The sequence below is a fragment of the Qipengyuania citrea genome, assembly GCF_024171405.1.
GTDB lineage: Bacteria > Pseudomonadota > Alphaproteobacteria > Sphingomonadales > Sphingomonadaceae > Qipengyuania > Qipengyuania profunda.
Map to the genome: position 1 here is coordinate 1,238,651 of NZ_JALJZT010000002.1, position 19,770 is coordinate 1,258,420.

At 65.5% G+C, this 19,770-nt stretch carries 17 protein-coding genes; 8 read left to right on the forward strand and 9 right to left on the reverse strand.

What is annotated here, in order from left to right; genetic code table 11:
• Positions 1 to 51: 51 nt before the first annotated feature.
• Both nusG and secE read right to left on the reverse strand, forming a co-directional pair.
• Positions 52 to 588, reverse strand: a complete 537-nt coding sequence (gene nusG, locus J2S32_RS07015; protein WP_253519255.1) for a transcription termination/antitermination protein NusG — start codon at positions 586 to 588, stop codon at positions 52 to 54.
• A 29-nt stretch (positions 589 to 617) separates the two neighbouring features.
• Positions 618 to 821 carry a preprotein translocase subunit SecE gene (gene secE, locus J2S32_RS07020; protein WP_253523008.1) on the reverse strand — a complete coding sequence of 68 codons (204 nt, stop codon included), beginning with the start codon at positions 819 to 821 and terminating at the stop codon, positions 618 to 620.
• Between the two features lie 251 nt (positions 822 to 1,072).
• Between secE and J2S32_RS07025 the strand changes: the two genes are divergently transcribed.
• A complete protein-coding gene (locus J2S32_RS07025; protein WP_253519259.1) occupies positions 1,073 to 2,596 on the forward strand; it encodes an alanine/glycine:cation symporter family protein in 1,524 nt (507 codons plus the stop codon).
• Between the two features lie 112 nt (positions 2,597 to 2,708).
• On the opposite strand, the gene J2S32_RS07030 is transcribed toward J2S32_RS07025, so the two are convergent.
• From J2S32_RS07030 to J2S32_RS07045, 4 genes are all read right to left on the reverse strand, one after another.
• Positions 2,709 to 3,863 carry a glycosyltransferase family 87 protein gene (locus J2S32_RS07030; RefSeq protein WP_253519262.1) on the reverse strand — a complete coding sequence of 385 codons (1,155 nt, stop codon included), beginning with the start codon at positions 3,861 to 3,863 and terminating at the stop codon, positions 2,709 to 2,711.
• 101 nt (positions 3,864 to 3,964) lie between these two features.
• The gene (locus J2S32_RS07035) at positions 3,965 to 5,788 is read right to left on the reverse strand and encodes a DUF885 domain-containing protein (RefSeq protein WP_253519265.1); all 1,824 of its coding nucleotides are present in this window, start codon (positions 5,786 to 5,788) and stop codon (positions 3,965 to 3,967) included.
• A 136-nt stretch (positions 5,789 to 5,924) separates the two neighbouring features.
• On the reverse strand, positions 5,925 to 7,193 hold the full coding sequence (locus tag J2S32_RS07040) for a metal-dependent hydrolase family protein (protein ID WP_253519268.1): 1,269 nt from the start codon (positions 7,191 to 7,193) through the stop codon (positions 5,925 to 5,927).
• A gap of 59 nt (positions 7,194 to 7,252) precedes the next feature.
• Positions 7,253 to 8,095: a MipA/OmpV family protein gene (locus tag J2S32_RS07045; RefSeq protein ID WP_253519272.1), complete on the reverse strand. Its 843-nt coding sequence runs from the start codon at positions 8,093 to 8,095 to the stop codon at positions 7,253 to 7,255.
• 126 nt (positions 8,096 to 8,221) lie between these two features.
• Between J2S32_RS07045 and crtY the strand changes: the two genes are divergently transcribed.
• From crtY to J2S32_RS07075, 6 genes are all read left to right on the forward strand, one after another.
• Positions 8,222 to 9,397: a lycopene beta-cyclase CrtY gene (gene crtY / locus J2S32_RS07050; protein ID WP_253519290.1), complete on the forward strand. Its 1,176-nt coding sequence runs from the start codon at positions 8,222 to 8,224 to the stop codon at positions 9,395 to 9,397.
• Positions 9,394 to 10,944, forward strand: coding sequence for a phytoene desaturase (locus J2S32_RS07055; RefSeq protein ID WP_253519293.1), 1,551 nt, complete (start codon positions 9,394 to 9,396; stop codon positions 10,942 to 10,944). The genes crtY and J2S32_RS07055 overlap by 4 nt, the downstream gene beginning before the upstream one ends.
• Positions 10,945 to 10,952: 8 nt before the next feature.
• Complete coding sequence (locus J2S32_RS07060) at positions 10,953 to 11,534, forward strand: TIGR00730 family Rossman fold protein (RefSeq protein WP_253523010.1); 582 nt, start codon at positions 10,953 to 10,955, stop codon at positions 11,532 to 11,534.
• A gap of 77 nt (positions 11,535 to 11,611) precedes the next feature.
• A complete protein-coding gene (locus J2S32_RS07065; protein ID WP_253519296.1) occupies positions 11,612 to 12,553 on the forward strand; it encodes a phytoene/squalene synthase family protein in 942 nt (313 codons plus the stop codon).
• 123 nt (positions 12,554 to 12,676) lie between these two features.
• On the forward strand, positions 12,677 to 14,548 hold the full coding sequence (locus J2S32_RS07070; RefSeq protein ID WP_253519300.1) for an acetyl/propionyl/methylcrotonyl-CoA carboxylase subunit alpha: 1,872 nt from the start codon (positions 12,677 to 12,679) through the stop codon (positions 14,546 to 14,548).
• Positions 14,549 to 14,646: 98 nt separating this feature from the next.
• Positions 14,647 to 16,197, forward strand: coding sequence for an acyl-CoA carboxylase subunit beta (locus tag J2S32_RS07075; protein ID WP_253519303.1), 1,551 nt, complete (start codon positions 14,647 to 14,649; stop codon positions 16,195 to 16,197).
• Here J2S32_RS07075 and J2S32_RS07080 read toward each other — a convergent pair.
• Positions 16,194 to 17,465, reverse strand: coding sequence for a multidrug effflux MFS transporter (locus J2S32_RS07080; RefSeq protein ID WP_253519306.1), 1,272 nt, complete (start codon positions 17,463 to 17,465; stop codon positions 16,194 to 16,196). The genes J2S32_RS07075 and J2S32_RS07080 overlap by 4 nt on opposite strands.
• A gap of 65 nt (positions 17,466 to 17,530) precedes the next feature.
• Here J2S32_RS07080 and dinB point away from each other — a divergent pair, with 65 nt between their 5' ends.
• Positions 17,531 to 18,655: a DNA polymerase IV gene (gene dinB, locus J2S32_RS07085; protein WP_253519325.1), complete on the forward strand. Its 1,125-nt coding sequence runs from the start codon at positions 17,531 to 17,533 to the stop codon at positions 18,653 to 18,655.
• A 22-nt stretch (positions 18,656 to 18,677) separates the two neighbouring features.
• Here dinB and J2S32_RS07090 read toward each other — a convergent pair whose 3' ends face one another.
• Together J2S32_RS07090 and J2S32_RS07095 are read right to left on the reverse strand one after the other, a co-directional pair.
• Entirely contained in the window at positions 18,678 to 19,148 is a 471-nt protein-coding gene (locus J2S32_RS07090) for an NUDIX domain-containing protein (protein ID WP_253519329.1), read from the reverse strand.
• Positions 19,136 to 19,756 (reverse strand): 6-phosphogluconolactonase, encoded by a 621-nt coding sequence (locus tag J2S32_RS07095; RefSeq protein ID WP_253519332.1) that lies wholly within the window; start codon positions 19,754 to 19,756, stop codon positions 19,136 to 19,138. Before J2S32_RS07095 ends, J2S32_RS07090 begins: the two co-directional genes overlap by 13 nt.
• Between the last annotated feature and the right edge of the window lie 14 nt (positions 19,757 to 19,770).

The window sequence follows — 19,770 nt, forward strand, 5'->3', positions numbered from 1 at the left end:
GCCCCGCCCGGTCGATCCGGGCGGGGCTTTTCAGCTCGTCGAAACAGGCGCTTACTTGACCAGTTCGACCTGTTCGAAATCGAGTTCGACCGGCGTCGCACGACCGAAGATCGAGACCGAGACCTTGACCTTCTGCTTGTCGAAATCGAGTTCCTCGACAAGGCCGTTGAAGCTGGCGAAGGGGCCGTCGAGCACCTTGACCTGGTCGCCGATTTCGTAATCGACGCTGATTTCCTTCTTCGGTGCCGAACGCGCTTCCTCGACTCCGCCGAAATAGCGCGCCGCTTCCTTTTCGGAGATCGGCTGCGGCTTGTTGTTGTTGCCGAGGAAGCCGGTCACCTTGGGCGTGTTCTTGACCAGGTGATAGACATCGTCGGTCATGTTCAGCTTGGCCAGCACGTAGCCGGGCATGAACTTGCGTTCGATCTGCACCTTCTTGCCGCGCTTGATCTCGGTGACGGTCTCGGTCGGAACCTCGACCTCCTCGACGCCCTCGGACAGGCCAAGGCGTTCGGCCTCGGCGATGATCGCGTCGCGGACCTTGTTCTCGAAGCCGGAATAGGCGTGGATGATGTACCAGCGTGCCATGTGTTCTCGTTACCCTGTCGAAATGCGGATCAGGCGAGCGTCAGCAGCCAGCGCACCACGGCACTGAACAGCGAATCGACGCCGAGGAAGAAAAGCGAGAGAATGACCATCATGATGAACACGAAGATAGCGGTGCGCACCGTTTCCTCGCGCGTCGGCCATACGACCTTGCGCCCTTCGGCCTGCACCTGCCGGAGGAATTCCGCCGGACTGGTCTTCTTCTCGTCTGCCATGCTCACGTCTCTCGCGTAAAAATCGTGCCGCCTTCCGTCACGTCCCTTTCAGGTAGGGTCTTTCGCCGCCCCGGTTCAAGACCGGGAGGGGCTTTTATCGATCCCAATGTCGGAAGACGGCGCTGCATCTAGTCCCGCGCGGCGCAAAAGGCAAGCCGGGGACGCGCCCCATTCTCCCCCTTTGCAAGCGACCGCAGCGCGACTAGCTTGCGCGCTTTCCAATTCCGGGACGCATGAGGGGAATTATCGACATGGCAACAGGCCAGGCGCCGAGTCTGGGCGAGCGGTTGATCCAGCCGGTCACCAACATATCCGATTTCATCTGGGGCGGGACGTGGAACGGCGAGGCGGTAATCCCCTTCCCGCCGCTGGCGATCATCCTGCTGGGGGTTGGCCTGTGGTTCATGGTCGGGCTGCGCTTTTATCCGATCGTCCGGCTGGGCAGCGCAATCAAGGGCCTGTTCGCCGGACGCAAGGGCACCGGCGCAGGCGAGATTTCCCCTTTTGCCGCGCTCTCGACCGCGCTGTCCGGCCAGGTCGGCACCGGTAACCTCGCGGGCGTCGCCACGGCGATCGCGCTGGGCGGGCCGGGCGCGATTTTCTGGATGTGGGTCACTGCCCTGTTCGGCATGGCGCTGGCCTTCGCCGAAGGTTCGCTGGCGATCCGCTACCGCGAGAAGACCAGCGACGGCGTCTATCGCGGCGGCCCGATGAGTTACATCATGATGGGTCTCGGCCCCCGGTTCACCTGGCTCGCGGTGGTCTTCTGCCTCGGCACGCTGTTCAGCGCGCTAGTGACCGGCAATTCGATCCAAGCCAATGCGATGGCCGACGGGATGAACGAATTGTTCGGCCTGCCCGAATGGCTGGGCGGCCTGGTAACGGCGGGACTGGTCTTCATCGTCATCATCGGCGGCATCAAGTCGATCGGCAAGGTCGCCGAAAGCGTGGTCCCCTTCATGGCGGCGACCTATATCGTCATGGCGGTAGTCGCGCTGATCCTCAATTTCAGCGATCTGGGCGAGACCTTCGGCCTGATCTTCAACGGTGCCTTCAACCCGCAGAGCGCGGTTGGCGGGTTTACCGGCGCAGCGATCATCATGGCAATCCGCGCAGGCGTTGCGCGCGGCCTGTTCTCGAACGAGGCGGGTCAGGGTTCGACCCCGATCGCCCACGCGGTGGCGCAGACCAACGATCCCGAACAGCAGGGCCGCATGGCCATGCTCGGCACCTTCATCGACACGGTGGTGATCTGCACCATGACCGCGCTGGTGATCCTGACCGTGCGCGGCGATTTCACCGCAGGCGGCGAAGCGGTGGCGCATGCCTGGCAATCGGACCGGGTCGGCTTCGAGATGACGAGCGGTGCCTTCGCGGCGGCATTCCCGATCGAGATCGCCGCGATCCCGATCGGTACGCTGATCGCCTCGATCGCCTTGATCCTGTTCGTCTTCACCACGCTGCTGACGTGGAGCTATTACGGCGAGCGGGCGATCACCTTCCTCTACGACCGGGTGAAGGGATCGACGCGCGAAGGCGAACGGAAGCTGCACATGGCCTGGCGCGTGCTGTGGTGCGTGGTGATCTTCATCGGTGCCGCGCAACCGAGCGAACTGGTCTGGCGCCTCGGCGACATCTCCAATGCGGCGATGGCCCTGCCCAACCTGTTGGCATTGGCGCTGCTCAGCGGCGTGGTGTTCAAACTGGCGCGCGGCCAGCGCGATGCCGGGCCGACGCACACCGCCAAGACGCCGGAAGAGCCCGAAGAATACTAAGCGGCGCTCTAGCGGCACAGAACAGGGGCCGGGGGTCGACATGACCTCCGGCCCCTTTCCTTATGGCAGATGGGCACCCGGTGACGCCCGGACCGGCGCAGGAGCGACGCGGCTACTTTGCCGGCTCGCCCGACTTGCCGCCGCGGCTCCAGACCAGCGCCAGCAGCGCCAGCGCCGCCAGCGGCATCAGATTGACCCCGAGCGGAAAAGCCAGCGCGCGCGTGGCGTAGGGCGCAAGATAGAGCAGTAAGAGGCCCAGCTTCTCATAGGGGCGAAAGCCGCGCTCGAGACCCTGCACGACCAGCCACAGCGTCGGGAAGATCAGGAAGGGCAGGTCGTAATTGAACAGATAGGGCGATGCGAGCGCGGTCGCCGCCAGGACCGCTGCGCCCGTTGCCCGCACGTCGCCGCCAAAGCGCCGCCATGCGCCAAGCGCGACCGCCACGCCAAGCAGGCCGGACACCGCGCCCGCCGCTACTCCCGCGCCATCGCCCCACAGCAATCGCCCCTGCGAGTAGAATGTCGTCATCCGCAGCAGGAAGTCGGGATTGATCCCTTCCATCAGCAAGCCGCTTGCGCGCCAGCTGGTGGTGTAGGCGGCAGTGGTCTCGCTGCCGAAGACGAGCCACGAGGCCGCGCCCAGCATCAGCGCGGTGACGCCAGCCGCGCAGAAGGCGCGCCATTTGCCGGCAGCGGCAAACCAGAACGGCGCAAGCAGCGCGAGATGGGGTTTGATCACCAGCGCGCCAATGGCTGCCCCGGAGAGGATCGGCCGCCGCGCCAGGTGCTGCGCCGCCAGCACCAGCATCGCCCCGGTCAGCAGGCCGGTCTGCGCATGGCCTGCGGCGATCAGCGCACCCGGGTAGGCGATCACCAGCGGCCACAGCCGCGGGAAGGCACGGATGCTCGCCCAGGCCCACAGGCCCCAGGTGACCGCTACCCACGCGATCCAGGCGAGCGCAAACGGCAGCATGCCGAACGGCGCGGCGATGAAGAGAAAGGGCGGCGGATTGACGAAAGCGAACCAGCCTTCGCTGCCGGTGCCGGTCTGTACCCGCTCCTGCTCGGCAAGGTCGTAGGCCGCCGCGGGCGCGCCTTCGGCGGTCACCTGGCCCGCACCCCAGAAGGCAAGGAAATCCGTCCCGGCGGGGCCCATCGCCTTGAGATAGGAATTGGCCAGCAGCGCCAGGCTGGCGAGCGCCAGCAGCAGCGCATAGCCGCGCACCCGCTCGCGGGTCAGCCAGTCCGCCCGGCGCAGCCAGTCCATCGCCGCTTACCCCTCCATCGCGTCAGTTCGCAGCCGAGGTAGCGCGCCGAGCGAGAGGGAGCCAGTTCGGGCGGGAGCCAATCCCCCGCCCGAACCGTGGTTCAGCTTGCCTTCGATGCGATCCAGCGGTCGATCTTGGCTTCGAGCACCGGCATCGGCAGGCTGCCCGTATCGAGGACTTCGGCGTGGAATTCGCGAATGTCGAAGTTCTCGCCCAGCTGCTCTTCGGCCTTCTCGCGCAGTTCCTGGATCTTGAGCGCGCCGACCTTGTAGGCGAGCGCCTGCGTCGGGATGGCGATGTAACGTTCGACCTCTGCGACCACTTCGGTGCGGGTCATGCCCGAATTGGCGAGCATGAAATCGATCGCCTGCTCGCGGCTCCAGCCCTTGGCGTGGAGGCCCGTATCGACCACCAGCCGCATCGCGCGCAGCTGTTCGTCCTGCAGCGTGCCATAGCGGTTCCACGGATCGTCGAAGAAGCCCATTTCGTAGCCCAGCGTCTCCGAATAGAGCGCCCAGCCTTCGACATAGGCGGTGTTGCCGCCAAAGCGCATGAATGCGGGCAGCGCCTCGTTCTCGCGCGCGAGGCTGATCTGGAAGTGATGCCCCGGCGCACCTTCATGCAGGTAGAGCGTCACATTGCCCGTGGTGAGGCGGCTGGGCAGGTCATAGGCGTTGAAATAGAACGTGCCGGGGCGCGACCCATCGGGCGCACCCGACTGGTAGGAACCGCCCGCCTGGAACTGCTCGATCGAGGGATCGTAGGGCTTGATCTCGAGCGGGGTCTTGGGAACCAGCGAGAAATATTCGCCGATCTTGGCATCGACTTCCTTGCCGATGTCGTAATAGCTCTGCGTCAGTGCCTCGCGGCTTTCCGGCTTGAACTGCTCGTCGGTGCGGACGTAGTCGAAGAACTCGCCGAGCGTGCCGGTGAAGCCGACCTCCTGCTTGATCTCTTCCAGACCCTGCTTGATCCGTGCGACTTCGCTGAGTCCGAGATCGTGGAGGTAGTCGGCGGTAAGCGGCAGCGTGGTCGTGTTCTCGATCATCTGCGCATAGAGCTTGTCCCCGCCCTTCATCTGGCTGAGGCCCACGCTGTCGCGCGCTACCGCCAGATATTCGTCGCGCAGGAAATCGCGCATTGAGGCATCGGCCGCGTAAAGTTCGGCGGTCTTTTCGGCATAGGCCTCGGTCAGCCGGGCCTTGTCCGCGTCGGAGAAGTCTTCGGGGAAGTTCTTCACCGGCTTCATGTACTGCGATTCCTCGATCGGGATCGCCAGCAGCGTGTCGAGCTGCTTGATCACGAGGCCGATGGTGAGCTTGGTCTCGACCACGCCGCTTTCCATGCCTTCGCGGAACTTGCCGATCGCGCGCTCGGAGATCTCGATATAGTCGTCGTGGCGCGAGAGGTTGTCTTCGTAATTCGCCAGCGTCTTGAACTGCGCCGCGGAATCGCCGCTCGCGAAATTGGGATAGAAGGTGTGGAAGCCGGTGAAATGGTTGACCGGGCGCACTTCGGTCAGCGCGCGGATTTCATCGGTCTGCCCGCGCAGCGCCGATCCCTGGTTATATTTGAACACATCGTAGGCGAGCTGGTCGGTGTCGCTCAGCTTGCTGCGATCGATCAGCGCCAGCTTGGCAAGATTGAGCTGCGTGTCGAGGCGGTTGGCATAGAAGGACGAATCGGTCAGGAAATCGCCCAGCCGGTCGGCATTGCGATCGTCGCCGCGGAACAGCCGGCCCAGCGGATTGAGTTCGAGGCTGCGCGCATCGGATTCGGCGAACAAAGCGACCAGCTTGTCGTGCTCGGTCGCTTCGGCGGCGGTTCCGGTCTCGGCATGGTGATCGCGCGCGAAGGCCGGATTGGCGGCCAGCGCGAGCGAAAGAGCGGCACCCGAAGCGAGTGCGTGGCGGACGAGTTTCATGGTAATTCCCCTGCTACCTGTATTACTTTGTTAAAACACGCTTCCGCGCCCGCACGCAAGCGCGCGGTGCGACGAACGCGTGACAGTGTTCGACCAGCGCCATGCGGAGCGGTGCCGCGCGCAGTGCCGGGTTCGATCAGTCGATGATCCGCCCGCGAACCATCACCCAGCCGACATTTTCAAGCGTGGCGGTATCGTCCAGCGGGTTGCCGTCGACCGCGATGAGGTCCGCCGAATAGCCCGGCGCGAGCCGGCCGATCTGGCCTTCCATTCCCAGCACCTTGGCGGCATTGGTCGTCGCGGCGGCAAAGGCATCGCGGTGGCTCATGCCCTGTTCGACCATCAGCGCGAATTCGCCCGCATTGCGGCCATGGCCGAACACGCCCGCATCGGTGCCGAAGGCGATCGGCACACCCCAGCGCAGCGCCTTGCCCATGAACACGCGCGCAGTATCGGCAACGTCGCGGATCTTGGCTTCGACCACCGGCGTATAGACGCCCTGGCCCAGCCGTTCGGTGACCCCCTTGAACGCCATCAGCGTGGGCACCAGCACGGTGCCATTCGCTTTCATCGCGCGTGCGGCGGCTTCATCGAGATAGGTGCCGTGTTCGATCGAATCGATGCCAGCGCGGCTGGCCGCCTCGATTCCGCGGGCGCCATGCGCATGCGCCATGACCTTGAGACCGAGCGAATGCGCGGTATCGGCGATGCTCTTCATCTCGGGATCGGTGAAATGCGCTTCGAGCCCGCGGCCCTGCTGGCTCAGCACGCCGCCCGTGGCGGTGATCTTGATGATATCCGCACCGTTCTGGCTGGCGAGGCGGACCTTCTCGGCGCATTCGACCGCGCCGGTGCAGGTGAACCCGCTGTCGAGCAGTTCGTTGACCTCGGGGCGAAAGCCGCTGACATCGCCGTGCCCGCCCACGATCGCGAGCGAGGGGCCCGCGGCGATGATGCGCGGTCCGTCGATGAAGCCTTCTGCGGTTCCGCGCCGGAGCGAAAACGCGCTGGCGGGGCCGCTGCCCGCTTCGCGTACCGTGGTGAACCCGGCAAGCGCGGTCAGCCGCGCGTTCTTGGCGCCGACGACGACATCCCATTCATCGGGTTCGACCGCGCCCTTCCAGAAATCGCCGCCCGGATCGCCGGTCAGATGGACATGCAGGTCGATCATGCCGGGGGCGATCGTCTTGGTCTTGAGATCGACCGTCTTCGCATCGGCGGGGCCGGGCGCGAAACCATCGGTGATCGAGACGATCCGCCCGTCGGTCACGGTAATGGTGGACGCCCCGCGCGGCGCGCTGTCGGCATCGACGATCACCGCGCCCGCATGGATCACGGTGGTATCGGCCAGGGCGGGTGTAGCGACCAGCGCTCCGGCGAGCGCGAGCAGTGCGGCAGTTCTCATTCTCTATCCCCTTGGTTTCGCAAGGGGATGCCTGCACGGCCCGCGCGTATCAAGCCATATCAGAAAGTATAGCCGATCCCGAGGGCGCCCATCCACTGATCGGCACTGCCGCGGATCGCGGTGAACGGCGTGCGCTTGGAATCGCCCAGCTGGCGCGAATAGCCGCCCAGCGCGATGAGCGCGAGACCGCCATTGGTCAGGTCGCCATCGAGATCGATGCCGGTCAACAGGTTCACGCCGACGCTATTCCAGCCGCCATCGGCCTGGAAGGCAGGCAGCGCGCCGCCCGCCGGGACCGAATAGTAATAGTCGGCATAATCGTCGTCGACATAGGTGCCGCTGACCGACAGCGAAACCGCCGCGCCGCGGCTGACCGGGGTGAAGTAGGTGACGCTCGGATTGACGGTCATGCCGTCATGCGCCCCGGCAACATCCCACAGCGTATCGATGTTGAAGCTGAGGCTGTCGTAGGGGTTGAGCACGCCCGGCAGGCTGACGCCGATCGTGGGGCCGACTTCGAAGGCAGTGTCGAGTTCGCCATAGGACAGCACGACCTCGTCCTCGATCTGCGAGGCCCGGTTGCGGTTCAGCTTGGCCGCCACGCCTGCGGAAATCTTGGCGCCGTCGCTATCGTCATTGACGAAATCGAGCGCTGCGCCGCCGGGACGCGGACTGATGCGGACGCCGCCGATCTTGCCCTGGATGATCGGGATTGCCGACACGACATAATCGTCCGACCCGTCGTAGCTGGGCGAATAAACGGCTCCGGCGCCGATCGAGATCCAGGTGTCGTCGTAAACGACATCTTCGCCGCCCTCGGGCAGTGCCTCGACATTCTGGGCCAGGGCAGGTGTTGCGCAGATGAGCGCAAGCGAACCGGTTGCGGCGAACAGTGACTTCATGATGGATCCCTCGATAAATCTATTTGTCGTCCAACTATCGTCACAATGCCACGTTCCCGTCGCTTGTACCAAACCGTTTGCCGCATGTGCGCTTCACCCCTAAGTCCTGCGTCAATGAGCGGGCGCATGATCGATCTGGCTATCGTCGGCGGCGGGCTGGCTGGCGGGCTGGCCGCGCTGGCGGTTCACCGCGCACATCCGCACATGCGCATCACCCTGTTCGAAGCGAAAGACGCGCTTGGCGGCAACCACCGCTGGAGCTGGTTCACCAGCGATCTCGATGCCGACGGTACCGCGCTGCTTGCTGCGTTTCGCAAGACCGAATGGGATGCGGGCTATACGGTCCGCTTCCCCGGCCATGAACGCCGCCTGTCATCAACCTATCGCTCGCTTGCCAGCCACGATTTCGACGCCGCGCTGCACCGCGAACTGCCGCAGGAGGCGGTCCGCACGCAGGCCAGCGTCACCCGGCTTGCCCCCGATGGCATCACGCTGGAGGATGGCGAGCACGTCCCCGCGCGGGTGGTGGTCGATTGCCGCGACTTCGAACCTTCGCCGCATCTGCGCGGCGGCTGGCAGGTGTTCATGGGTCGCCACCTGCGCACCGCCACGCCGCATGATGTCGCCCGGCCGATCGTGATGGATGCCCGCGTCCGGCAACACGGCGCCTACCGCTTCGTCTACACCCTCCCGCTGGGGGCAGAAGAGCTGTTCGTCGAGGATACTTATTACGCCGATGATCCCGTGCTCGATCGCAATGCGCTGTCGGGCCGGATCGACCGCTATTGCGAAGCCGCGGGCTGGCACGGCGATATCCTCGGCGGCGAAACCGGCGTGCTGCCGGTCATTACCGGGGGCGATTTGTCCGCCTATCGCCGTGATCTCGGCCCGCCCGGCGTGGTGCGCGCGGGCGCGCGCGGTGGCTTCGTCCATCCGCTGACCAGTTACACCCTGCCCTTCGCCGTCGCCAATGCGCTGGTGCTGGCGCGCGAGGCGCGGCTGCCCGGCGAGCAGCTTGCCGCATTGTTCGACAAGCGCGCGCGCGATCACTGGCGCGCGATGCGCTTTTACCGCAGCCTCGGCCGGATGCTGTTCAATGCGGCGCGGCCCGAGGAACGCTATCGCGTATTCGAACGCTTCTATCGCCTGCGCGAACCGCTGGTCGAACGTTTCTATGCCGGACGCACGACCCGCCTCGACAAGCTGCGCATCCTCTCGGGCAAACCGCCCGTATCTGTCTTCGCTGCCATCCGGGCGCTGCTTGGCAAGGGCAGGCCGCTCGTCCATGAAAGATCGCCATGACCCCCGACACCGCCACCCCCTCTTCCATCAACGATCCCGCCGAACCGCGCGAGCCTGCCCTCACCGGCCGCACGGCCTGCGTCATCGGCGCGGGCTTCGGCGGGCTGGCGCTGGCGATCCGGCTGCAATCGGCCGGAATCCGGACCACCGTGGTCGAAGCGCGCGACCAGCCCGGCGGGCGCGCCTACTTCTGGGAACGCGAAGGATTCACCTTCGACGCGGGCCCGACGGTCATCACCGATCCCGACTGCCTCAAGGAATTATGGGCGCTGTCGGGCCACGACATTGCCGAGGATGTCGAGCTGATGCCGGTGACGCCGTTCTACCGGCTGACCTGGCCCGACGGGACGCAGTTCGACTATTCGAACGATGAAGAACAGCTGTTCCGCGAAATCGCGCAGCTCAACCCGTCCGATGTCGCAGGCTACCAGCGCTTCCTCGAATATTCCGCCGCGGTTTACGAAGAGGGCTACGTCAAGCTGGGCCATGTGCCGTTCCTCGACTTCAAATCGATGCTCAAGGCGGCGCCCGCGCTGGCCAAGCAGCAGGCCTGGCGCAGCGTCTATTCGATGGTTTCGAGCTTCGTCGACAATGAAAAGCTGCGCGAGGCGCTGAGCTTCCACACGCTGCTGGTGGGCGGCAACCCGATGAAGACCAGCAGCATCTATGCGCTGATCCACAAGCTCGAAATGGATGGCGGCGTGTGGTGGGCCAAGGGCGGCACCAATCGCCTGATTGCGGGCATGGTGCGCCATTTCGAACGGCTCGGCGGGACCGTGCGGATGCATGATCCGGTGGTCCACATCCACACGCTGGGCAAGCAGGTCAGCGAAGTCGAGACGCACTCGGGCTGGCGCGAGCGCTTCGATGCCGTGGCCAGCAACGCCGATATCATGCACAGCTACAAGGACCTGCTCGCCGGGTCCAAGCGCGGCGCGGATTACGCCCGCAGCCTGTCGCGCAAGAGCTACAGCCCGAGCCTGTTCGTGGTCCATTTCGGGATCGAGGGAAGCTGGCCCGGCATCCCGCACCACATGATCCTGTTCGGACCACGCTATAAGGGCCTGCTCGAGGATATTTACGACCACGGCGTGCTGCCGCAGGACTTCTCGATCTACCTGCACCACCCGACGGTGACCGATCCGACCATGGCGCCCGAGGGGATGAGCACGTTCTACGCGTTGGTCCCGGTCGCGCATATGGGCAAGCTGGCGGTCGACTGGGAGGAAATGGGCCCGCTGCTCGAGAAGCGCATACTCGATGAACTCGAACGGCGGCTGATACCCGATCTCCAGTCGCGGATCGTCACCAAGTTCCATTATGCGCCGCGCGATTTCGCGATGGACCTGAACGCGCATATGGGCAGCGCCTTCAGCCTCGAGCCGGTGCTGACGCAGAGCGCCTATTTCCGCGGGCACAATCGCGACGATGTGCTGGACAATTTCTACCTCGTCGGGGCAGGGACTCATCCCGGCGCCGGGATTCCCGGCGTGGTGGGCAGCGCCAAGGCGACTGCCGGACTGATGCTGGAGGACCTGGCGGAATGAGCCGCAGACTGAACCGTATTGCCGTCTATTGCGGCTCCGCCTCGCCCGACGACCCGCGCTATATCCAGCTGGCCTACGACGTGGGCCGCGGACTGGCCGAACGCGGCATCGGTGTGGTCTATGGCGGCGGACGCCTCGGCCTGATGGGCGCGACCGCGCGCGGCGCGCTGGAAGCCGGCGGCGAAGTGATCGGCGTAATCCCCGATGCGCTGGCCAATAGCGAAGTCGCCAATCACGATTGCACCGAGCTCTACACCGTTGGCGGCATGCACGAGCGCAAGCAGCGGTTCACCGACCTCAGCGACGGCTTCGTCACCATCCCCGGCGGGGTCGGCACGATGGACGAATTATGGGAGGCGATGAGCTGGGCGCAATTGGGCTATCACGACAATCCGGTCGGCCTGCTCAACGCCTTCGGCTTTTACGACGAACTGATCGCCTTCAACAGCAAGATGGCGCAGGTCGGTTTCGTGCGGCCGGTGCATCAGAATATCCTGGTGCACGATACCGCGCTGGCGGGGCTGATCGACAAGATGGCGTCATACGAACCGCATACACCGATCTTCCAGATGAAGGCCGACGACCTCTGAGCAAGCCGCGCACCCTCGTCCAGTCGCGCTATCTGCGTGCCACCCCGGCCCGCGCCGGGGGTGGCCGCGACCGCGCGGTGCTGGTCGACAAATCGCTCGAGTCGATCGAGCAGGGCTCGCACAGCTTCGCCGCAGCCTCGAAGCTGTTCGACCGGGCCACGCGCGAGCGCAGCTGGCTGCTCTATGCCTGGTGCCGCCGCTGCGACGATATTGCCGACAATCAGGACAAGGGCGGCCCACTGGGCGACCAGGGCAATCTGAAAGACGCCGAGGACCGGGTGCAGGCGCTGCGCATCCTCACCAAGCGCGCCTTCGAGGAACAGCCGACCGCCGATGCCGCTTTCGACGCCTTCGGCCTCGTCGCCGACGAATGCGGGCTGACGCTGGCCGAGGCGAACGACGTGATCGCCGGTTTTGCGCTCGACGCCGCGCGTTGGAGCCCGACGACCGAAGCCGACATGCTGCGCTATTGCTATCACGTCGCGGGCGCGGTGGGGATCATGATGGCCCGGATCATGGGTGTGCACCCGGACGATGGCGAAACGCTCGACCGCGCCTGCGACCTCGGCCTCGCTTTCCAGATGGCCAATATCGCGCGCGATATCGTCGAGGATGCCGAAGCCGGTCGCTGTTACCTGCCGCGCACCTGGCTCGATACGATGGGATGGCAGGCGGGCGAACACGCGCTGCCTGAAAACCGTTTCAAGCTCGCCAGCCTGATGCCGCGCCTGATCGCGCTGATGGAAAAGCACGAGGCGGCGGCCAAGCTGGGTGCGAAGCGCCTGCGCTTCCGCCAGCGCTGGGCGGTGCTGGCCGCGGCACGGATCTATGGCTCGATCGGGCGCAAGGTCCTCGATCGCGGGCAGCTGGCCTGGGACACGCGAACCCGGGTGAACGGGCTGGAGAAGGTGTGGCATATGTTCGCCGCCTTCTTCGAGGCGATCTGGAACCGTCCGGCCCAGCCGCAAGAGCCGATCATCTGGTCGCGCCACGATTTCAAGCCGGTGGCCGGCTGGTAGGCGCCCGCGGTTTGAATTCGGTGCAGCCCGCGATGGCTCCGTGAATTCAGCCGACACTCGGGGACGGCAGATCGCTGCGCCAAGCCCTCGCAATGACCCCGGAAATGGGTTAGCGGCAGCGCCATGATCCAAAAGCTCCTTATCGCCAATCGCGGCGAGATTGCCTGCCGCATCATCCGCACCGCGCGCGCCATGGGCGTGGCCACGGTCGCGGTCTATTCGGACGCCGACGCCAGGGCGCTGCATGTGCGGCAAGCCGACGAGGCGGTGCATATCGGTCCCTCGCCTGCGGCCGAAAGCTATCTCGTCGGCGACAAGATCATCGCTGCGGCGAAGCAGACCGGCGCGGACGCGATCCACCCGGGTTACGGCTTCCTGTCCGAAAACGCCGGTTTTGCGCAGGCCGTGATCGACGCGGGGCTGATCTGGGTCGGCCCCAAGCCGTCGAGCATCGAGGCGATGGGGCTCAAGGATGCCGCCAAGACGCTGATGATGGAAGCCGGCGTGCCGGTAACGCCCGGCTATCTCGGCACCGACCAGTCGGCCGAACGGCTGAAGAAGGAAGCCGACGCCATCGGCTATCCCGTGCTAATCAAGGCGGTCGCGGGCGGCGGCGGCAAGGGTATGCGCAAGGTCGACAAGGCCGAAGACTTCGAAGCGGACCTGCAAAGTTGCCGCCGCGAGGCGAAGGCCAGCTTTTCCAACGATGAAGTGCTGCTGGAAAAGTGGATCACCTCCCCGCGCCATATCGAGGTGCAGGTGTTCGGCGACAGCCACGGCAATGTCGTCCACCTGTTCGAACGCGACTGCAGCCTCCAGCGCCGCCACCAGAAGGTGATCGAGGAAGCCCCCGCCCCCGGCATGGACGAGGCGACGCGCCAAGAAATCTGCGCCGCCGCCGTGCGCGCCGCCAAGGCAGTTGATTACGAGGGCGCGGGCACGATCGAATTCATCGCGGATGCAAGCGAAGGCCTGCGCGCCGACCGCATCTTCTTCATGGAGATGAACACCCGCCTGCAGGTCGAACATCCGGTGACCGAGGAAATCACCGGGGTCGATCTGGTCGAGTGGCAGCTGCGCGTCGCGAGCGGCGAGCCGATCCCGCTCAAGCAGGAAGAGCTGCGCATCGACGGCCACGCCATCGAAGCGCGGCTCTATGCCGAGGACCCGGCCAGCGGCTTTCTCCCCTCGACCGGCCCGCTCGACCATTTCGACCTCGGCAGCGCGGGACGGATCGAAACGGGTGTCGCCGAGGGCGATATGATTTCCCCGCATTACGATCCGATGGTGGCCAAGCTGGTGGTGTGGGAAGAGACGCGCGACAGGGCGATCGAGACTCTGGCCGACATTGCCGAGAGCGTCGAAGTGTGGCCGGTCAAGACCAACGCCGCCTTCCTTGCCAACGCCCTGCTCGAGGACGATTTCGGCGAGGCAGAACTCGACACCGGCTTTATCGAACGCAAGCTCGACCGGCTGGTCGGCGACGACGCACCCGATGATGCGATCTGGCAGGCCGCAGCCGACTTCACCCTGCTCGATGCGCTGGAAGAAACCGCTCCGGCAGCGATCGGCTTTCGCCTCAATGCCGCGCCCCGCGTTGCCACCACGCTGTGCTACAAGGGCGAGAGCCGGACGATTGCAGTGACCGGCGAGCGCGATGCCGCGCATGCGACCGGCTTCGTCGAAGACGCGCGCACCGTGGTCTTTGCGGACGGCCAGAGTTTCGAATTCGCGCTCGAAAGCCGCGGCAGCGGGGCCGCTGCAGCTGGCGACGGGGCGATCCTCGCACCCATGCCGGGCAAGGTCATCGCGGTCGATGTGGCCGCGGGCGACACAGTCACCGCTGGCCAGCGCCTGATGGTGCTCGAAGCGATGAAGATGGAACACGCGCTCACCGCGCCGTTCGACGGGACCGTGACCGAACTCGCCGCCACCGAAGGCGGGCAGGTGCAGGTCGAGGCCGTGCTGTGCGTGGTCGAGCCTGCAGAGGAATAGCCGTCATCCCAGCGAAAGCTGGGATCGCTATCGAAGTCGTGCCCGGTGGAAAGCGATCCCAGCTTTCGCTGGGATGACGGTTTGCTTATGGGGTGGGGATGACCTGGGAAGCTGAACTCGAAGAACTGCGCCGGCGCGAAGCGCTGGCCGAGCAGATGGGCGGACCCGACAAGGTCGCCCGCCAGCATGGCCGGGGCAAGATGGATGCCCGCGCACGGCTCGCCGCGCTCTGCGACGACGGAACCTTCCGCGAAATCGGCAAGATCGCGGGCAAGGCCAGCTACGACGAAGGCGGCAATCTCCAATCCGTCCTTCCAGCCCCCTTCTTGTTCGGCAAAGCCCGGATCAACGGCCGCCCGGTGGTTGCCACCGCCGACGATTTCACCATTCGCGGCGGCGCGGCGGATGCGGGGATCAGCCGCAAGATGGTGCAGGCCGAAAAGATGGCGCACGAGCTCAAGCTGCCGATCATCCGCATGATCGACGGCACCGGCGGAGGCGGCAGCGTGAAGACGCTCGAACAGATCGGCGCGACCTATATCCCCGCGGTTCCCGGCTGGGGCGACGTGGTGACCAATCTCGACACGGTGCCGGTGGTCGCGCTTGCTCTCGGACCCACCGCGGGCCTTGGTGCGGCGCGTGTGGTCGCCAGCCATTATTCGGTCATGGTCAAGGGCCTGAGCCAGATCTTTGCCGCGGGCCCCGCGGTGGTTGACGGGCTTGGTGATAGTTACAAGGGTTCGACTGACCACCAGCAGGCCAAGGAAGACCTCGGCGGCAGCGGCATCCATACGCGCAACGGCGTGGTCGACGACGAGGTTGCCAGCGAGGCGGAGGCTTTCGCGCGCGCACGGCATTTCCTGGCGTTCATGCCCGAACATGTCGGCCAGCTTGCCCGCCGGTCCAATTGCACCGATCCGGTCCACCGGCGCGAGGAGGCGCTGCTGGACCTCGTCCCGCGCGATCCCAAGGCGGTCTATTCGATGCGCCGCTGCATGGAGATGGTGTTCGACCAGGGCACCGTGTTCGAAATCGGCCGCATGTGGGGCCGCGCCTGCATCACCGCGCTCGCCCGGCTCGACGGCTGGCCGGTGGCAGTGCTCTCCAGCGACCCGTCCTATCTCGGCGGTTCATGGGATGCGAAATCGAGCGAGAAGGTCGAGCGCTTCGTCAAGCTGGCGGACCAGTTCCGCCTGCCGATCGTCCATCTGGTCGACAATCCCGGTTTCATGATCGGGCGCGAAGCGGAAATGGCAGGTACGATCCGCTACGGGGTGCAGGCGATGAACGCTGTCTACAAGGCCAGCGTCCCGCTCGCCTCGGTCGTCCTACGCCGCGCCTACGGGATTGCGGGCAGCGCCATGTCGAATGCCGAAACCTATCAGTACCGGTTCTGTTGGCCGTCGGGTGACTGGGGCAGCCTGCCGATCGCGGGCGGTCTGGAAGTGGCCTATAAATCCGAGCTCGAAGCCGCCGCCGACCCGGAAGCCGAACTCGCTGCAATTCGGGCGCGGCTCGACCAGGTAACCTCGCCCTTCCGCAGCGCCGAACGCTTCAATGTCGAGGACATCATCGACCCGCGCGACACTCGTCCCTTGCTGTGTGAATATGCCGAGCTTGCGTGGCGCAGGCTGGCCAGCGAAGCCTAGGTTTCCTCGACATCCGGATCGGGCGGCCCGAACAGCGCACCGCGTTCTGAAAAGAGCACCAGCAGCAGGCTGACGGTGGCCGTTACCAGCAGCGCCAACGCCAGCGGACGCGCCGTGCCGTCATAGGCATAGCCGATACCCGCACCCAGCAACGCCCCGGTGGTCATGCGCAGGAAGCTCTGCGCGCTGGAGGCCGCCCCCGCGATATGGGGAAACGGCTGCATCGCGATCGAGCCGAAATTGGCCCCGATAAAACCGAGCAGGCTCATGTTCGCCGCCATCAGCGGGATGAAGGTCCACAGGCTCTCGTTCGGCTGATAGGCGAACCACAATTGCAACCCGGCAACGATGATGAACACGAATAGCGCGGTATGGCTGACGCGGCGTGCGCCAAGCCGTTCGACGATGCGGCTGTTCGACCAGTTCGCCAGCGCCATGCAGCCCGCACACAGCGCGAACAGCAGCGGGAACATGTCGCCCGCCCCGAAAGCCTCGCCGATCAACTGCTGCGAGGAATTGATGAAGCCGAACAACCCGCCGAACACCAGCGCGCTCGCCAGCGTATATCCAACCGTCGACCGCAGCGTGACCGCACTGCGCATGTTACGCGCGATGACGGCAAGATCGATGCGCTGCTTGTCGTCCTCGTGCAGCGTTTCGGGCAGGCGGACATAGACCCAGACGGACATCAGCGACCCGAAGACCGCCATCGTCACGAAGATCCAGCGCCAGTCGCCCAGCAGCAGGAGCACGCCCTGCCCGATGCTGGGCGCCACGGCGGGGACCAGCAGGAAGATGACGAAGATCAGGCTCATCATCCGCGCCATCTTGTCGCCGCCCACGCGGTCGCGGATGATGGCCGGCGGCAGCGCGATGATGCCTGCTGCAAAGAAACCCTGCAGCGCACGCAGCACGATCATGGAGGTGAAATCGGTGACCAGCGCGCAGCCGAGCGACAGCACGATGTAGAAGCCCAGCGCGGTAAACAGCACCGGCCGGCGACCGAAGCGGTCGGCGAAGGCCCCCGGAATCAGCGTCCCGATCCCGGCAGCGAGCAAATAGACACCGACGATGAACTGTCGATCGTTGCCCGGCGCACCCAGCGACAGGGCGAGATCGTCCAATGCCGGGAGGATCGCATCGATGCCGAAGGCATTACATGCCATCAGCAGCGCCATCATCGTGATCAGCTCGCGCTCGCCAATGTGCTTGCCTTTGACAGCGTCGGCTATCGGACGTTCGCCGCCGGCAAGAGGTTCGCTTCGCATCTGCACAAAATGTCAGGTGGCGGACAAGGTTCCGCTTTGCAACCCGTAGGGCTATCTATTCGCGCATGAGCGAAGGCCAGGGCAATCCCGATGACACCGATGGCGAGGCCGACGGCCTTCGCAAGATCATCCATGTCGACATGGATGCCTTTTTCGCCAGCGTCGAGCAGCGCGACAATCCCGAGCTGCGCGGGAAACCCGTTGCCGTGGGGGGATCCAGCGGGCGCGGCGTGGTCGCTGCCGCCAGTTACGAAGCGCGCCGGTTCGGCGTGCGCAGCGCCATGCCCTCGGTCACCGCCAAGCGGCTGTGTCCCGACCTGATCTTCTGCAAGAGCCGCTTCGACGTCTATCGCGAGGTCAGCCAGCAGATCCGCGCGATCTTCCGCCACCATACCGACCTGGTCGAACCGCTCAGCCTCGACGAAGCCTATCTCGACGTCACCGAGGACAAGCTGGGCATCGGCAGCGCAACGCGCATCGCCGAGCTGATCCGCCAGGAAATCCGCGCCAAGACCCGGCTCACCGCAAGCGCTGGGGTGAGCTACAACAAATTCCTCGCCAAGATCGCCAGCGATCAGAACAAACCCGACGGACTCTGCGTGATCCGGCCCGGACAAGGCGCGGCCTTCGTCGCCGAACTGCCGATCCGCCGGTTCCACGGCGTGGGCCCAAAGGGGGCGGAGAAAATGGCCCGGCTGGGGATCGAGACCGGCGGCGATATCGCGGCCAAGGAGATCGAGTGGCTGCGCGCGCATTTCGGGAGCTTTGCCGACTATCTCTATCGCGCCGCGCGCGGGATCGACCTGCGCCCGGTCCGCTCGAGCCGGATCCGCAAGTCGGTCGGCGGCGAGCGGACCTTCAGCCGCGACCTGTCCGCGGGCGCCGAACTGCGCGAGACGATGGAAGACATCATCGATATCGTGTGGGGCTATATCGAGCGTGCCGAGGCCCGCGGCCGTACCGTAACGCTCAAGATGAAATACAGCGATTTCCAGATTTTCAGCCGCGCGAAAACGCTCGACCGGCCGATCGCCAGCAAGGCCGAATTCGCTGCCGTCGGGCGCGCGCTGCTCGAAGAGGTGCTGCCACTGCCCATGCCGATCCGGCTGATGGGGCTGACGCTGTCGAAGCTCGAACGCGGCGGCAGCGACGAGGACAAGCGCCCCGACGCGCAGCTATCGCTGCTCTAGGTCCCGCGCCGACGCCCGCAGGTCAGTTCTTGCGGTTCTGCCACAGCGCGAGCCGCGCCGTGGTGCGCGCGCTGAGCGGTTCGGGCAGCGAATGGATCGGGAAGAACCGCGCTTCCACCACTTCGCGCCCGTCCACCCGCGGCATCGCATCGACCACGCCGGCAAAGATATGCGCGCTGTGCGGGGCGCCCGAGAGTTCTTCCTCGATCACTCCCAGCGGTTTCAGCCCTTCGATGGTGCAGCTGATTTCCTCGCGAATTTCGCGGTGCGCGGCCTGTTCAGGAGTCTCGCGGCGCCCGATCCCGCCGCCGGGCAGGAACCAGCCCGCCGGACCGTAGCTGTGGCGGACGAGCAGGATCTGGCCGCCGAGGTCGTGCGCGATCACGCTCACCCCCGCGCCCGTCCTGCCACTGGCCTTGCGCCAGTGATGGCGTAGCCGGTGGGCCAGACGGAGCGCCAACCGGTGCAGCGGCTTGGGTATCAGGTGAAGCATGTGACCGGCTGTTTAGCTGCGCCCAGCAGGCGCGCAACCGGGAAATCATGTTTGCCCACAAGGGCTTGTTCGAAAATGGCACGCTTCTCTTCGCCGCGGATAACGAACAGCAATGCAGCGCTGGCGAGCAGCGCGGGCATGGTCAGGCTGATCCGGTCGAAGGGCGCCTCGGGCGGCAGCGGATCGGGGGTCAGGCGCACGATGCGGCGCGGGTCGTCGACCCGGGGATCGGTATTGGGAAAGAGCGAGGCGATATGGCCATCGGTGCCCATGCCAAGCCAGGCGAGCGCGAAGGGAGGCACCGCCTCCATTTCGGTCAGCGTGACCACTTCGGCCCCGGCAGGTTCGAACAGATCGCGCAACCGGCCCGTGTTGGACGCGGCATGGTCTTCGGGCACCACGCGGTCGTCGCCCGGCCAGACGACCAGCCGGGTCCAGTCGAGATCGTGCGCCAGCAGCGCTTCGATGATCGGGAACGGGGTCGAACCGCCGGGCACGGTGATCGTCACCGGCCCCGCGCTTGCGCTCAGCGCTTCGCCCAGCCGCGCCGCCAGCCAGTCGGCGATGGCGGCATCATTGCAGTTCTCGACGATGGTCACATTATCCATGCGCCCCTGATACA